The following is a 14,067-nucleotide window of genomic DNA, read 5'->3' as shown; positions in this document are numbered from 1 at the left end:
CCGGTCACGACACTCACCCGGTACCGTGAATCGGATGAGCAGCGATGAGAAACCGGCGGCCCCGCGTTCGCTCGCGGAAGCGCTCCGCGCGCGCGACGACGCCTCCCTGGCCGCGCTTCTGCGCAGCCGCCCCGACCTCATCACCCCGGTCCCGACCGACCTCACCCAGCTCGCCACCCGAGCCGGGACCCGCGCCTCGGTGGTCCGCGCCCTGGAGCGGCTGGACCGGTTCGCCCAGCAGACGGCCCAGGCCCTCGCGGTGGCCGGCGACCCGGCCTCGTACGGCGAACTGCTCGGCCTGATGGCCTCCGACGCCCGGGATCCCGCCGTCGCCGCCGCGCTGCCCCGCGCCCTGGGCACCCTGCGCGAGCAGGCCCTCGTCTGGGGCGGCGACGATCAACTGCGCCTGGTGCGCACGGCACGCGAGCTGCTCGCGCCGTCGCCCCAGCACCCGTCCCCGACCGGGCTCGGACCGACGGTGCGGGAGGCCACGGCGGGCATGTCGCCGGGGCGCATCCAGGAGATCGTGACGACCGCCGGACTGCCCTCGACCCACGACTCCGTCTCCGCCGTCGCCTCGCTCACCGACCTGTTCACCGACCGCGAGCGGATGTCCGCGCTGCTCGCCGGGCTGCCGGCCGACTCCCTCGAGGTGCTGGAGCGCCTGGTGTGGGGGCCGCCCTACGGCCAGGTCACCCCCGAACCGGCGCCGCGTCTGCGCCGGCTGCTGGACCGCGGGCTGCTGCTGCCCACGGCGCCCGGAACCGTCGTCCTCCCCCGCGAGGCGGCCCTGCACCTGCGCGGGGGCCGCGCCCACCGCGCGCCCGAGCCGGTGCCGCCGGCCGTTGAGGCGGCCGCGACCCACCGTCCACAGGTTGTGGACGCGACGGCGGCCGGGCAGGCGTACACCGCCCTGGTCACCGTGGAGGAACTGCTGCGGGACTGGGACGAGGGCGGCCCGAACGTGCTGCGCGCGGGCGGACTGAGCGTGCGCGACCTCAAGCGCACCGCCGTCGCCCTCGACGTGCCCGAACCGGTGGCCGCCTTCTGGGTCGAACTCGCCTACGCGGCCGGTCTGCTCGCCTCCGACGGCGGCGGGGGCACCTCCCACGCCCTTAAGGCAGTGGGGGACGACGAGCGGTACGCGGCGACGCCGGCCTACGACGAGTGGCTGGAGTGGCCCGCCGCCGAACGCTGGGCCCACCTCGCGTCGGCCTGGCTGGCGGCCACGCGGACCGCGGGGCTGGCAGGCGGACGGGACGCCAAGGACCGGACGCTGTCCGCGCTCGGCCCCGGCCTCGACCGCTCGGCGGCGCCGGAAGTACGGCACCGGGTGCTCACCCTGCTCGCGGGGCTGCCGCAGGGCGCCGCACCGGCCGCCGAGTCGGTGCTGGCCCGGCTGCGCTGGGAGCGCCCGCCGCGCGGACCGCAGCAGGAGGACGACCTGCGCGGCCGCCTCGCCCGGTGGACGCTGTCCGAGGCGGAACTGCTCGGCGTCACGGGCCGGGGCGCGCTGTCCGCACACGGGCGCGCGCTGCTCGGCGCGTCCGCACCGGCTCCCGCGGAGGCGGAGTCCGCGCCCGGGAAGACCCCCGCCGGCAAGGGCGGGCACGGGCCCGCCGCACGCGCGAAGGCGGCCGCGCTCGCGGGCGAGGCCGCGCCCGCGAGCCCCGGGGACAAGCTGCCCGTCCACAAGCACCACCGGCCCGAAGGAACCCCCGGCACCCCGGAAACCCAGTCCGCGACCACGCCCGCGGCCGCCGTGACTCCTGTCGCGACGGCCTCCCCCACCGTCCCCGCCTCCCCCGCCGAACAGGCCGCTGCCGCCGCCGAGGCGGCCCGTGTCCTCGCCCCGCTCCTGCCCGAGCCCCTGGACCACGTCCTGATCCAGGCGGACCTGACCGCGGTCGCGCCCGGGCCCCTGCGGCGTCCGCTCGCCGAGACGCTGGGCGTGCTCGCGGACGTGGAGTCCAAGGGCGGCGCGACGGTCTACCGGTTCACCCCCGCCTCCGTACGCCGCGCCCTGGACGCCGGCCGCACCGCCACCGACCTGCACGCCTTCCTCGCCGCGCACTCCCGTACGCCCGTGCCGCAGCCGCTGGCGTACCTGATCGACGACGTGGCCCGCCGGCACGGCCATCTGCGGGTCGGCGCGGCCTCGGCGTACGTGCGCTGCGACGACGACGCGCTGCTGAACGAGATCCTCGCCGACAAGCGGTCCGCCGGGCTGCGCCTGCGCCGCCTCGCGCCGACCGTGCTGGCCGCCCAGGCCGACCCGGCCGCGCTCCTGGAGGGCCTGCGCGCGATGGGCTACGCCCCGGCCGCCGAATCCGCGGCGGGCGACGTCCTGATCACCCGCGCGCACTCCCACCGCACTCCGCCGCGCACCGCCCCCGACCCGGTCCCGGAGGGGCCGCCCGCCCCGGACGCCGCACTGCTGTCCGCCGCGATCCGCGCGATCCGGGCCGGCGACCTGGCCTCCACCGCCCCGCGCAAGCCGGCCGCGGCCACGCGGGAGAACGGCGAGCTGCCCCGCACCGGTTCCGCCGAGACCCTCGCCACCATGCAGGCCGCCGTCCTCACCGGCGAGGCCCTGTGGATCGGCTACGTCAACGCCGAGGGCGCCGCCAGCCAGCGCGTCATCGCGCCGATCCGCGTCGAGGGCGGCTTCGTCACCGCGTACGACCACACCGCGGACGAGGTCCGCACCTACCCCCTGCACCGGGTCACGGGGGTCGCCGAGCTCGCGGACGACCAGCCGTGATCCGCCGCGGATAGGGCACACTGGACGTTTGACCACACGGAAAGGGCGCTGCGCGTGAATGGTCCCCTGATCGTCCAGTCGGACAAGACCCTGCTTCTCGAAGTCGACCACGAGCAGGCCGACGACTGCCGTCGGGCCATCGCGCCGTTCGCCGAGCTGGAGCGGGCACCCGAGCACATCCACACCTACCGGGTCACCCCGCTCGGCCTGTGGAACGCGCGCGCCGCCGGGCACGACGCCGAGCAGGTGGTCGACGCCCTCGTGCAGTACAGCCGCTACCCCGTGCCGCACGCGCTGCTCGTCGACATCGCCGAGACGATGGACCGCTACGGGCGGCTGACCCTCACCAAGCACCCGGCGCACGGCCTGGTCCTGACCACCACCGACCGGCCGGTCCTGGAGGAGGTGCTGAAGTCCAAGCGGATCGCTCCGCTGGTCGGCGCCCGGATCGACCCGGACACCGTGGCCGTGCACCCCTCCGAGCGCGGGCAGATCAAGCAGACCCTGCTCAAGCTGGGCTGGCCCGCCGAGGACCTCGCCGGGTACGTCGACGGCGAGGCGCACCCGATCGAGCTTCGCGAGGACGGCTGGGCGCTGCGGCCCTACCAGAAGCAGGCCGTGGAGAACTTCTGGCACGGCGGGAGCGGGGTCGTCGTCCTGCCCTGCGGAGCCGGCAAGACGCTGGTCGGCGCGGGCTCGATGGCGCAGGCGAAGTCCACGACGCTGATCCTGGTCACGAACACCGTCTCGGCCCGGCAGTGGAAGCACGAGCTGGTGAAGCGGACCTCGCTGACCGAGGACGAGATCGGGGAGTACAGCGGGACCAGGAAGGAGGTCCGCCCGGTCACCATCGCCACCTACCAGGTGCTCACGACCAGGCGGAAGGGGATCTACCCCCACCTGGAGCTGTTCGACTCCCGGGACTGGGGACTGATCGTCTACGACGAGGTGCACCTGCTGCCCGCGCCGGTCTTCAAGTTCACCGCGGACCTCCAGGCCCGGCGGCGGCTGGGACTGACGGCGACCCTGGTGCGCGAGGACGGCCGCGAGTCGGACGTGTTCTCCCTGATCGGCCCCAAGCGGTTCGACGCGCCCTGGAAGGAGATCGAGGCGCAGGGCCACATCGCGCCCGCGGACTGCGTCGAGGTCCGGGTGAACCTGACCGAGTCCGAACGGCTGGCGTACGCCACGGCCGAGACGGAGGAGAAGTACCGCTTCTGCGCGACCACCGCGACCAAGCGGAAGGTCACGGAGGCGATCGTCCGCCGCTTCGCCGGGCAGCAGATCCTGGTCATCGGCCAGTACATCGACCAGCTCGACGAGCTGGGCGAGCACCTGAACGCGCCGGTGATCAAGGGCGAGACGTCCAACGCGCAGCGCGAGAAGCTCTTCGACGCCTTCCGCGAGGGCGAGATCAGCGTGCTGGTGGTGTCGAAGGTCGCGAACTTCTCCATCGACCTGCCGGAGGCCACGGTCGCCATCCAGGTCTCGGGCACCTTCGGCTCCCGCCAGGAGGAGGCCCAGCGCCTCGGGCGGGTGCTGCGCCCGAAGGCCGACGGCCACCAGGCCCACTTCTACTCGGTGGTCGCCCGCGACACCATCGACCAGGACTTCGCCGCCCACCGCCAGCGCTTCCTGGCCGAACAGGGCTACGCCTACCGGATCATGGACGCCGACGAACTGCTGGCGGAGGAGGCCTGACCCGCCCGAGTCCGGCGGGGCCGCTGTCTGCGGCACTCCAGCGCCACCGCCACGAGCAGGACCAGCCCCAGCAGGGGGTAGGGCGAGGCCAGGGGCTGCTGCCACCAGGACAGGTGCAGCTCCACACCTTTGTTGGGCACCATCCACAAGGTGCGGGCCGTGAACAGGACCACGGTGACCGCCGCCCAGGCGCGGCGGCCCTCGGCCAGGAATACGGCGATCAACGGGACGCACCACACCCAGTGGTGCGACCAGCTGATCGGTGAGACGAGCAGCGCGGTCAGGCCGGTCAGCAGCACGCCCCAGCGCTCCCGCCGCACCCGGCACGCGAGCCACAGGCCGGCGGCGGCCACCGCGACGGCGGGGAGGATCCAGGCGAGGCCGGGCGACGGCTCCCCCAGCAGCCGCGCGACCAGTCCCTGAAGCGACTGGTTGGCGACGATCCACGGCTTGCCCACCCGGTTGGTCTCGAACAGGCGGCGCGTCCAGTAGTCGACGCCGGCCGCGGGCAGGACGAGTACCCCGACGGCGACGGTCCCGGCGAACCCGGCCACCGCCGTGGCCGCCTCGCGGCGCCGCCCCCGCAGCAGCAGGTACACGATGAAGAGGCCCGGGGTGAGCTTGATGCCGGTCGCGACACCGATCAGGACGCCCTTGCCGCGGGCTCCGGGCGGCCGGGTCAGGTCCCACAGGACCAGGCAGACGATCGCGAGGTTGATCTGCCCGTACACGAAGGTCTGGAAGACCGGTTCGAGCCAGACGGCGAGCGCCGTCGCGGCACACAGCAGCGGGAGTCCGGCCCGGCGGCCGGCGAGCCGCGCGGAGAGGTGGACGAGCCAGGGGAGCAGCAGCGCGTTGCCCACGAAGAACGCCGCCTTCAGGGCCGCGGCGGAAAGCCACACCGTCGGCACGAACAGCAGGGCCGCGAACGGCGGGTACGTGGCCGGCAGCCGTCCTTGCGTGACCGTGAAGCCGTAGAGGTCGCGGCCGTGGACGACCGCCGCGCCCTCGGCCTGGTAGACCACCGCGTCGGCCATCTGTACCCGCTGCACCGCGAACAGGGCCGCGAGGGCGGCGAAGGAGACGACGAGGAGGGCCAGGGCGGGTGCCGTCGATGACCGGAGAGTCACCTTCCGTGCTGTCACGAACCGGACCCTAGTTGCTCACTTGCTGCGTACGCCCGCCTCCTCGCCGTACTCGCCGAGGACGACCACGTCGAACAGGGCGCCCGCGAACACCTTGACGGCGTGCAGGGCGTCGCCCAGAAGGTGATGACGAGGACTGCCCTGGACAGCCGTGGCGCCGGCCGGGCGAGCGGCGGGAGCCGGGTGGACGGTTGCTGCGCTCATGTCTCCATGGTGGATCCGCGGGCACAGCTCCGGCATCGGCCTGCGGACCGGGTCTCCCCGCCCCCGGCTACCCCTCTGGAGGAACCACGGCCCCTGCGTCCGGCGGACGCGGCCCCCAGGGGAAGGCGATCACGGCACCTCGGAGCGCGCGGCACGGTAAAACCGGTTGGCCTCCGCACCTCCCCGCGCCCTAGAATCCACCCTCTTGCCCGCCTCCCCTGACGGAGTGCCGCCGCCCGGACGGAAACCGGTCGGCAGATCCCGCCGCCGCGCGGCGCAGCCACACGGCACCACCACACGGCACCCGCCTGCCCCGAAGGCCTTCCGGAGGCACCCCCTTGTCGTCCCTGTCGTCCTCGTCGTCCTCGTCGTCCTCGTCGTCATCCTCGTCCACGCCCGCCGGCCCCGCCCGCCCCGCCGACGACCCCCTCGCCCGCGAGCGCGCCCATCTGTCCGCCTCCCGCGCCGCACTGCGCGCCATGCGCGAGGACGTGGAGTCGCTGGACATCCGCGACGTCACCGCGAACTGGGTCAACGCCGAAGTCCTCGCCCGCCAGATCGACGAGCGCATCAAGGCGCTGGCCGACCTCAGCCACACCCCGCTGTTCTTCGGACGGCTCGACTACCTGCACACTCCGGGCGCGGACCGGGCGGAGGGCGCCGAGGGCGCCGAGGGCGAACGCTTCTACATCGGGCGGCGGCACGTGCACGACGCCGAGGGCGACCCCATGGTCATCGACTGGCGCGCGCCCGTCTCGCAGCCGTTCTACCGGGCGTCCAGGAAGGACCCCATGGACATCGCGCTGCGCCGCCGCTTCGGCTACACCGGCGGCGACCTCACGGCGTACGAGGACGAGCACCTGTCCGACCCGGCCGAGGCGGCCACCACCAGCAGGCTGCTCCAGCAGGAGATCGAGCGCCCGCGCGTGGGCCCGATGCGCGACATCGTGGCGACCATCCAGCCCGAGCAGGACGAGATCGTGCGGTCCGGGCTGTCCGGTACCGTCTGCGTCCAGGGCGGCCCCGGCACCGGAAAGACCGCCGTGGGCCTGCACCGGGTCGCCTACCTCCTCTACGCCCACCGCGAGCGGCTCGCCCGCACCGGCACCCTCGTGATCGGACCGAACCGGTCCTTCCTGCACTACATCGAGCAAGTGCTGCCAGCGCTCGGTGAGTTGACCGTCCAGCAGGCCACCGTCGACGATCTGGTGAGGCATGTGGGGGTGCGGGGCACGGACGACGCGGCGACCGCGATCGTCAAGGGCGACGCACGGATGGCGGAGGTGCTCCGCAGGGCCCTGTACTCCCACGTGACCATGCCCACCGAACCGGTCGTGGTGGTGCGCGGATCGCGGCGCTGGCGCGTCCCGGCGTACGAACTGGAGGACATCGTCCGCGAGTTGCTGGACCGCGGCATCCGCTACGGCGCCGCCCGCGAAGCCCTGCCGCAGCGGATCGCGCATGCCGTGCTGGTGCAGATGGAGCGGGCGGGCGAGGCCCCCGACGACCGCGTACAGGACGCGGTGGCCCGCAACACGGCGGTCAAGGCGGCCGTCAAGACGGTCTGGCCCCCGGTCGACCCGGCGAAACTGGTGCTGCGGCTGCTGACTGACGCGGACTTCCTCGCGGAGCACGCGGACGGGATCCTCACCGAGGAGGAGCGCAAGACGCTCCTGTGGGCCAGGCCCGTACGGTCGGTGAAGTCGGCCAAGTGGTCCGCCGCCGACGCCGTACTGGTCGACGAGGCCGCCGACCTGGTGGAGCGCACCCACTCCCTCGGGCATGTCGTCCTGGACGAGGCGCAGGACCTCTCCCCCATGCAGTACCGGGCGGTCGGCCGGCGCTGCACCACCGGCTCCGCGACCGTCCTCGGCGATCTGGCCCAGGGCACCACGCCGTGGGCCACCCGCACCTGGGAGGAGGCCCTGGCCCACCTCGGCAAGTCCGACGGCCTGATCGAGGAGCTGACGGCGGGTTTCCGCGTCCCGACGGACGTGATCACGTACGCCTCCCGGCTGCTGCCGCACATCGCCCCCGGGCTCACCCCCGTCGCGTCGGTGCGCGAGAACCCCGGCTTCTTCGAGATCCGTACGACCGCCGGGGACGCCGAAGTGGTCACCGCCTGCGAGGAGTTGCTGCGCAACGAGGGCTCCGTCGGCCTGATCGCCGCCGACGCCCGCGTCCCGGCCCTGGCCGAGTCGCTGACGGCGGCCGGCCTGCCGTACCTCGCCCCCGGGGAGGAGACGACGGCCGAGACCCGCCTCACCCTGGTCCCGGCCTCGCTCGCCAAGGGCCTGGAGTACGACTACGTCGTCCTCGACGAACCGCGGGCCGTCGTCGACGGCGAACCCGACGAACGCACCGGCCTGCGCCGCCTGTACGTGGCCCTGACCCGAGCGGTGTCGGGCCTGATCATCACCCACACCGCTCCGCTCCCGCCTCAGCTGTCCTGAGCCCCACCACCTTGATGCGACGCCGGCTCGCCGGGGGCGGGGACGACGGAGCCGGACACGGCGGGGCCCGGGACGGCAGGACCGGGCGTGGCGGGATCGAGCGTCGCAGGACTGGACTCGACAGGGCTGGGCCCATTGGGGCCGGACGCGACAGGACCGGGCGCGACAGCGCCGGACACGGCAGGACCGGGCGCGACAGCGCCAGACACGGCAGGACCGGACACGGCAGCGCCGGACACGGCAGGACCGGACACGGCAGGACCGGACACGGCAGCGCCGGACACGGCAGGGCCGGGGACGGCAGGACCGGACACGGCAGGACCGGACACGGCGGGTCCGGGGACGGCAGGGCCGGGCTCGACAGGGCTGGGTCCATGGGGGCCGTGCGCGGCGGGGCCGGGCACGGCCGCGTTCGAGGGCGGCGGCGCGTACGGCCCGTGTGCTCCCAGCGCCTGCGGGTACGGCCCATTCGGGCCCTGCGGTGACGCGTACGGCCAATGCGCGCCCGGCGGCGGCGCGTACGGCCCGTGCGCCCCGGACGGCTGCGGGTAGGCCCCGTACGTACCCGGCGCCTGCGGGTACGCCCCGTACGCCCCTGGCGCCTGCGGGTACGGCCAGTACGCGCCCTGCGGCGGTGTGTACGGCAGGAGACGGGGCGGGACCGGCTCGGTGACCGCGGGCGACAGGTGCTGCGGACGGCGGCGCCGCGCCAGCCACAGCACGAGCGCGGCGAAGACCAGCACCGAGAGCATGTCGACGAGGGCCAGTTGCCAGGGGGCGTCCGCCGCCGTCTCGTCGGACGCCAGTCCGTCCACGAACGCGGCGGACAGGCCGAAGGCCAGCAGGTTGTTCAGCGCGTGCAGGGCGACGGACGCCTCGAGACCGCCCGTGCGGATAGTCAGCCACCCCGCCACCACGCCGAAGACCAGAAGATCGGCGAAACCCCAGGGGGTGCCCCAGCCGTGCGCGGCCGCGAAGAGCACCGCCTGCGGCAGCACCGCGAGCCACGGGGAGCGGAGGAAGGCCCCGGCCGCCTGGAGCAGCCAGCCGCGGAAGAGGTACTCCTCCGCCGCCGACTGCAACGGCACGAGAAGAACCAGCATGGCCAGGGAGACGAGGAACGTCTGCCACCCCACCCACACGTCGGCCCCTCCGGCACCGTCGCCCTGGTCGTCCGGCAGGAAGATCGCGACGACCGGCAACAGCAGCATGGGCGGTACGGCGGCCAGCAGGCACCAGGCCAGCCACCGCCAGCGCGGCCGCCCGGTGACCGAAGCCACCGTGCCGGCCGGACGCCGTCCCACCCAGAGCACGGCCAGGAGGACCAGCGGCAAGGTCAGGGCTATGGCGGTCAGGTCCAGCGCCGTTCCGAGGATCGGACCGAAGTCGAGTTCGCCGTCCGGCAGTTCCCGGTAGCCGGCGCCTCTCCCCAGCGTGTCGGCGAGGACGTACAGGAAGGCACCGGTCAGGAACCACCCGAAGAACAGCAGCAGAGTGCCGAGCAGCGGCCGCCACCAGCGGTGGCGAGATGAGTACCGGGCCATGCGGTGGTACGGAAGCCCGGTGGGGTCAGGGAACGTCGCTGTCATGAACGACATCGTGCCCGGACGGAATGGGCCAGGCGTACGAATTACCCGGCCACGGACCCACTCCACCCCGGTCAGGCACCGTGTCTCAGCCCGCGGGCTGCCGGACCGCCACCCCGTCCAGCACCGCGCGCCACTGAGCGACCGCCGCGACGGCGACCGGTCCGTCCCAGCCGCCGGGGCGGGCCGCACCGCCGATGTGGAAGGCGTCGATCCCGGCGGCGAGCAGCGCGGGCACATGGTCCAGCCGCAGGCCGCCGCCGACCATGATCTGCTGCTCGTAGCCGGGCTCGCCGCTCCGCGCGGCCTCCGCGATCAGTGTGGGCAGCCCGTCGTCCACCCCCGAGGCGGCGCCCGCCGTCAGATAGGTGTCGAGCCCCGGCAGCCCGTCCAGCCGCCTGCGTAGCGCGTCCCGGTCGGCGGCGCGGTCGATCGCCCGGTGGAAGGTCCAGCGGCAGCCGCCCAGTTCGCCGACGACCCGCTCCACGGCGACCAGATCGGCCCCGCCCCGCGGATCGAGGAACCCGAGCACGAACTCCTCGGCGCCGGCCGCCCGCAGCTCGCCCGCGACCCCCGCCAGCCGGTCCAGCCCCCGGGCACCCCCCGGGCCGAACCCGTCCGCGAGCCGCAGCATCACGCGCAGCGGAATGTCCACGGCGGCGCGGATCCCGGCGACGGTACGGGCCGGCGGGGTGAGCCCGTCGGCCGCCATGTCGGTGACCAGCTCGAGGCGGTCCGCGCCTCCGGCCTGAGCGGCGACCGCGTCCTCGACGTCGAGGGCGATCACCTCCAGGACTGCACGCATGCTCATAGGAGCCCTTCCCTCGGTTTCCCCTGAAGCGGACAGGTCTAGTCCAATATCAGAGTACGCCGGTCGGGTGACCCGCGGCCGGGAACCGGTCACCCGAAAATGTTCAGCTCCCCCGCCCCGGCGCCCGCGAGCTCGTACCCCGCCCCGGTCACCGGCACCGGACGCCCCGCGTAGAGCCGCACGAGGGTGGCGGCGTCGCCGATGTACCGCGCCGGAGTCCGCTCCCCGCTCACCTCCCCGAACCTCAGCGGCTCGTCCACCTCGTCGAGGTCGGCGTGCAGCGGCAGATGCCCCTTCTCGCGGGTCACGTACGCCAGCAGGCCGAGCGCGTACGGCAGCCCGTCCCCCGCGTACGCCCCCGGCTCGCCCAGGGTCTCGCGCACGTCGCCGGCGTGCACCCACTCGCCCAACGCGAGCACGTCCAGCACCCCGCCCGCCCGGGCGATCAGCGGCCCGGCCTCGGTCATCCCGCGCTCCAGCTCGTCCACCACCCGGGCGTTGCTCCACTCGCCCCGCTCTGCGATGTCCCGCTCGTTGGACTCGGGCGAGAACACCCCCTCCTCGAACCGGCGCTCCACCACTCGCGTCAGCGCGGCGGAACAGTGCGCGAGCACATCCCGCACCGTCCACCCCGGACACGCGGCGGTCGGCAGCGCGAAGTCGGCGTCCGCCCGGCTCCGCAGCAACGGGATGAGCGCGTCCCTCTCCCTGGTGAGCAGCCGTCCTGGCAGCTCCGGATCCCGTACCTCGTGCACATCAGCAGAAGTCATGCGTTCCACGCTAGTGCTCGGGCCTCATCGCGGTCCCCCTACGGCACAGTGGGCAGTTCCCCTCCGCCCATCTGCTGCCCAGGAATGACGACTTCTGAGTTGCCGCCTTCGCCTCTGCGAACATCAGACTTGAGGACTGGCCGGTCCGCCGCACGATCCCGCCCCGCCACTTACCCGCCGGGTCCTGATAGCGGAACTGGAGCTTGCGCAGCCGCTCCCCGAACTGCTCTCTCAGCGGCTGGTAGGCGTCGTCGCAGTGGACGTTCCACGTCACGTCGCTCAGGTAGGCGTGACAGGCGATCGGGAACAGCAGGGAGGAGACGACGAGATCCGAGAGCTGGTACAACGATCCCTCCCGGAAAGCACTCGGGCCGCTCCCGAAGGAGCGGCCCCAGGACCTGGTGCAGCGATATGCACCGTGTTTTGTTTTGCTACCGCCGATGCTGCCAAGGCCGGCCGACGAGGGTCAGCCGGCCGTCACGCCATGTTGACGACGGTTTTCGGTCAGTGCCAGCGGCCGGTGTGGACGACGAAGGCGGACCAGGCGACGGGGGACACGGTGAAGGTGCCACGGCCGCAACTTGCTGTAAGGGCTGCGTTGCTGGTCACGAGGTCGTCCTGGGTCGGCCTGCCTCGTTGGAGCGGGTCGCCGCTGGGACAATGGCCGTATGGCCGATCTCGACGCCCTGCGCTCCCGCTGGACCCGTGCCCTGGAGGGCACCCGGGGCCCCGGCGGCGATCCCGACCCGGTGCCGTACGCCGACAACCTGCTCGCCCGCTGGCAGGAGCCGCACCGGCACTACCACACGCTCACGCACCTGACCGAGGTCCTGGACCGCGTCGATGCGCTCGAGAAGCACGCCGACGATCCGGACGTGGTGCGGCTGGCCGCCTGGTTCCACGACGCCGTCTACCTGCCGGAGCGTTCCGAGAACGAGGAGCGCTCGGCCCGCCTGGCCGAGCGGGCGCTTCCCGAGGCCGGGGTACCGGAGGCGAAGACCACCGAGGTCGCCCGCCTGGTGCGCCTCACCGTCACCCACGATCCGGCCGACGACGACCGCGACGGCCAGGTCCTGTGCGACGCCGACCTAGCGATCCTGGCCGCGGCCCCGTCGGCGTACGCCGCCTACACGGCCGGCGTCCGCGAGGAGTACCACTTCGTCCCGAACGACGCCTTCCGCGAGGGCCGCGCCGAGATCCTGCGCCGGCTCCTGGACCGGCCCCACCTCTTCCGCACCCCGCACGGCCGGGAGCACTGGGAGGCCACGGCCCGGTACAACATCGGTGGGGAACTGGAGTTCCTGACAGCATGAGGCCGGCCGACGAGGGACGAGGATGACGAGAAGCGACGGGCACGACAACACGCTCCGCATACCCGCCGAACGCCTGGACCTTGAGGGCGTCGGCCCCGCCGCCGCCCGCGACCTGAACAGCGGTGGGGACGGGGGTTTCCGGTGGGTCGAGGACGGCCCCTTCGAGAGCACGCGGGACGCCGCAGGCATGACCGTGAAGGCCTGCGAGAGCGGGGTGCACCGGCCCGAGTGGGGGATGTTCGTGCTGGTGCGCAGGGAGGACGGGTGCGCGGTCGGCGGGATGGGCTTCCACGGTGCGCCCGACGAGGAGGGGCGCGCGGAGGTCGGTTACGACCTCGCCGTGTCCGCCCGCGGCCACGGCTACGCGACCGAGGCGCTGCGCGCGCTGTCGGACTGGGCGCTGGCCCGGGACGACGTACGGCTGCTGGTCGCGACCGTGGACCGGGGCAACCTTCCCTCCCAGCGCGTCGTCGCCCGCGCCGGTTTCGTCGCCGTGCGTGAGAGCGAGGAGGAGATCTTCTACGAACTCCGGCCCTGAACACGGCCCTTGGGGCGCCGCAACCCGGCGGCGTACAGCAGCCGCACCACCTCGCGGCTGCTGACCTCGACCGCGCCGGCCGCCACCGCGTCGGCGTACCGCTGGGCGGGCAGGTCGTAGTGGTCCCGCTCGAAGGCCCGGCGGGGTACTCCCAACCCTTCGGCGAAGGTGTGGAGTTCGTCGTACGAGACGTCGCTGACCAGGTGGGACCACATGCGGCCGTGGCCCGGCCAGGACGGCGGGTCGATGTAGAGGGTCACGCTGCGACCGCCCGGCGCGGCGCCGTCACGACGTCGTGCTCCGGCCGGTCGCCTCCGCCAGGGCGCCCACCGGCGCCACCTTCACGCCCGCCTTGGAGCACACCCAGTGCGGGTCGGGCCCGAGTTCCGGCTCCACGTCCAGCGCGTGCGGGTCGCCGTAGCCGCACACCGGGCACAGCGGCCAGCGACCGTACCGCTCCAGGAGCGCGTCCTGGACGTCCTGCGCGACCAGGCCCGCCACGTACTGCGCGCCTTCCGGCCACTGCTCCACCCACCAGCGGCGCTGAGCGACGGAGTCCTCCACGAGCGAGACCACGTCCGCCTTGGCGACCTCGCCGGCGACCAGGTCGGCGAGCACCAGGGCGCGGGCGGCGTGCAGGGCCTGCTCCAGGGGGCTGATGGGTTTCATGCCTCCCATTGTGACCCCGAAGTCCTGGACCGGACACCGGTGACGGATCAGGCGCCGGCGGGTTCGGCGCCGCCCGGAACCCGTTCTCTCCATCTCCCGTGCACCGCTGGGCC

Annotated in this window: 12 protein-coding genes and 1 pseudogene; 5 read left to right on the top strand and 8 right to left on the bottom strand. The window is 73.7% G+C overall.

Going from position 1 to position 14,067, the window contains the following annotated elements; translation table 11 throughout:
- Nucleotides 1-34: 34 nt before the first annotated feature.
- Nucleotides 35-2,764, top strand: coding sequence for a helicase-associated domain-containing protein (locus ACFY4A_RS14235; RefSeq protein ID WP_390829715.1), 2,730 nt, complete (start codon nucleotides 35-37; stop codon nucleotides 2,762-2,764).
- A gap of 54 nt (nucleotides 2,765-2,818) precedes the next feature.
- The gene (locus ACFY4A_RS14230) at nucleotides 2,819-4,465 is read left to right on the top strand and encodes a DNA repair helicase XPB (protein WP_390829714.1); all 1,647 of its coding nucleotides are present in this window, start codon (nucleotides 2,819-2,821) and stop codon (nucleotides 4,463-4,465) included.
- Here ACFY4A_RS14230 and ACFY4A_RS14225 read toward each other — a convergent pair.
- Both ACFY4A_RS14225 and ACFY4A_RS14220 read right to left on the bottom strand, forming a co-directional pair.
- On the bottom strand, nucleotides 4,420-5,610 hold the full coding sequence (locus tag ACFY4A_RS14225; RefSeq protein WP_390829713.1) for a glycosyltransferase 87 family protein: 1,191 nt from the start codon (nucleotides 5,608-5,610) through the stop codon (nucleotides 4,420-4,422). The genes ACFY4A_RS14230 and ACFY4A_RS14225 overlap by 46 nt on opposite strands.
- A gap of 18 nt (nucleotides 5,611-5,628) precedes the next feature.
- Nucleotides 5,629-5,814 carry a hypothetical protein gene (locus ACFY4A_RS14220; protein WP_390829712.1) on the bottom strand — a complete coding sequence of 62 codons (186 nt, stop codon included), beginning with the start codon at nucleotides 5,812-5,814 and terminating at the stop codon, nucleotides 5,629-5,631.
- Nucleotides 5,815-6,293: 479 nt separating this feature from the next.
- Here ACFY4A_RS14220 and ACFY4A_RS14215 point away from each other — a divergent pair, with 479 nt between their 5' ends.
- Nucleotides 6,294-8,267 (top strand): HelD family protein, encoded by a 1,974-nt coding sequence (locus tag ACFY4A_RS14215; RefSeq protein ID WP_390829758.1) that lies wholly within the window; start codon nucleotides 6,294-6,296, stop codon nucleotides 8,265-8,267.
- Here ACFY4A_RS14215 and ACFY4A_RS14210 read toward each other — a convergent pair.
- The 4 genes from ACFY4A_RS14210 to ACFY4A_RS14195 form a co-directional block, all read right to left on the bottom strand.
- Entirely contained in the window at nucleotides 8,255-9,856 is a 1,602-nt protein-coding gene (locus tag ACFY4A_RS14210) for a type II CAAX prenyl endopeptidase Rce1 family protein (RefSeq protein ID WP_390829711.1), read from the bottom strand. The two genes, ACFY4A_RS14215 and ACFY4A_RS14210, sit on opposite strands and share 13 nt — an antisense overlap.
- Before the next feature lie 85 nt (nucleotides 9,857-9,941).
- A complete protein-coding gene (locus ACFY4A_RS14205; RefSeq protein WP_390829710.1) occupies nucleotides 9,942-10,664 on the bottom strand; it encodes a copper homeostasis protein CutC in 723 nt (240 codons plus the stop codon).
- An 89-nt stretch (nucleotides 10,665-10,753) separates the two neighbouring features.
- A complete protein-coding gene (locus tag ACFY4A_RS14200) occupies nucleotides 10,754-11,434 on the bottom strand; it encodes a maleylpyruvate isomerase family mycothiol-dependent enzyme (RefSeq protein ID WP_390829709.1) in 681 nt (226 codons plus the stop codon).
- A 10-nt stretch (nucleotides 11,435-11,444) separates the two neighbouring features.
- Entirely contained in the window at nucleotides 11,445-11,780 is a 336-nt protein-coding gene (locus ACFY4A_RS14195; RefSeq protein WP_390829708.1) for a hypothetical protein, read from the bottom strand.
- Nucleotides 11,781-12,102: 322 nt separating this feature from the next.
- On the opposite strand from ACFY4A_RS14195, the gene ACFY4A_RS14190 reads away from it, so the two are divergent.
- Nucleotides 12,103-12,747 carry a hypothetical protein gene (locus ACFY4A_RS14190; protein ID WP_390829707.1) on the top strand — a complete coding sequence of 215 codons (645 nt, stop codon included), beginning with the start codon at nucleotides 12,103-12,105 and terminating at the stop codon, nucleotides 12,745-12,747.
- Between the two features lie 46 nt (nucleotides 12,748-12,793).
- Nucleotides 12,794-13,285, top strand: a pseudogene (locus ACFY4A_RS14185) (GNAT family N-acetyltransferase); the annotation flags it as partial.
- On the opposite strand, the gene ACFY4A_RS14180 reads toward ACFY4A_RS14185, so the two are convergent.
- Both ACFY4A_RS14180 and ACFY4A_RS14175 read right to left on the bottom strand, forming a co-directional pair.
- Nucleotides 13,267-13,545, bottom strand: a complete 279-nt coding sequence (locus ACFY4A_RS14180; protein WP_390829706.1) for a DUF4031 domain-containing protein — start codon at nucleotides 13,543-13,545, stop codon at nucleotides 13,267-13,269. The pseudogene ACFY4A_RS14185 and the gene ACFY4A_RS14180 sit on opposite strands and share 19 nt — an antisense overlap.
- 25 nt (nucleotides 13,546-13,570) lie before the next feature.
- Nucleotides 13,571-13,954: a hypothetical protein gene (locus tag ACFY4A_RS14175; RefSeq protein WP_390829705.1), complete on the bottom strand. Its 384-nt coding sequence runs from the start codon at nucleotides 13,952-13,954 to the stop codon at nucleotides 13,571-13,573.
- Between the last annotated feature and the right edge of the window lie 113 nt (nucleotides 13,955-14,067).

The sequence above is a fragment of the Streptomyces sp. NPDC001292 genome, from assembly GCF_042896465.1.
In the GTDB taxonomy this organism is placed as follows: Bacteria; Actinomycetota; Actinomycetes; order Streptomycetales; family Streptomycetaceae; genus Streptomyces.
Note: the sequence above shows the minus strand (reverse complement) of the source record. Positions and strands in the feature narration are given on the sequence as shown.

What these genes read in the sequence shown, in the direction of transcription:
- ACFY4A_RS14235 (WP_390829715.1), top strand. Translation starts at nt 35, where the DNA reads ATGAGCAGCGATGAGAAACCGGCGGCCCCGCGTTCGCTCGCGGAAGCG.
- ACFY4A_RS14220 (WP_390829712.1), bottom strand. Translation starts at nt 5,814, where the DNA reads ATGAGCGCAGCAACCGTCCACCCGGCTCCCGCCGCTCGCCCGGCCGGC.
- ACFY4A_RS14215 (WP_390829758.1), top strand. Translation starts at nt 6,294, where the DNA reads ATGCGCGAGGACGTGGAGTCGCTGGACATCCGCGACGTCACCGCGAAC.
- ACFY4A_RS14210 (WP_390829711.1), bottom strand. Translation starts at nt 9,856, where the DNA reads ATGACAGCGACGTTCCCTGACCCCACCGGGCTTCCGTACCACCGCATG.
- ACFY4A_RS14205 (WP_390829710.1), bottom strand. Translation starts at nt 10,664, where the DNA reads ATGAGCATGCGTGCAGTCCTGGAGGTGATCGCCCTCGACGTCGAGGAC.
- ACFY4A_RS14200 (WP_390829709.1), bottom strand. Translation starts at nt 11,434, where the DNA reads ATGACTTCTGCTGATGTGCACGAGGTACGGGATCCGGAGCTGCCAGGA.
- ACFY4A_RS14190 (WP_390829707.1), top strand. Translation starts at nt 12,103, where the DNA reads ATGGCCGATCTCGACGCCCTGCGCTCCCGCTGGACCCGTGCCCTGGAG.
- ACFY4A_RS14175 (WP_390829705.1), bottom strand. Translation starts at nt 13,954, where the DNA reads ATGAAACCCATCAGCCCCCTGGAGCAGGCCCTGCACGCCGCCCGCGCC.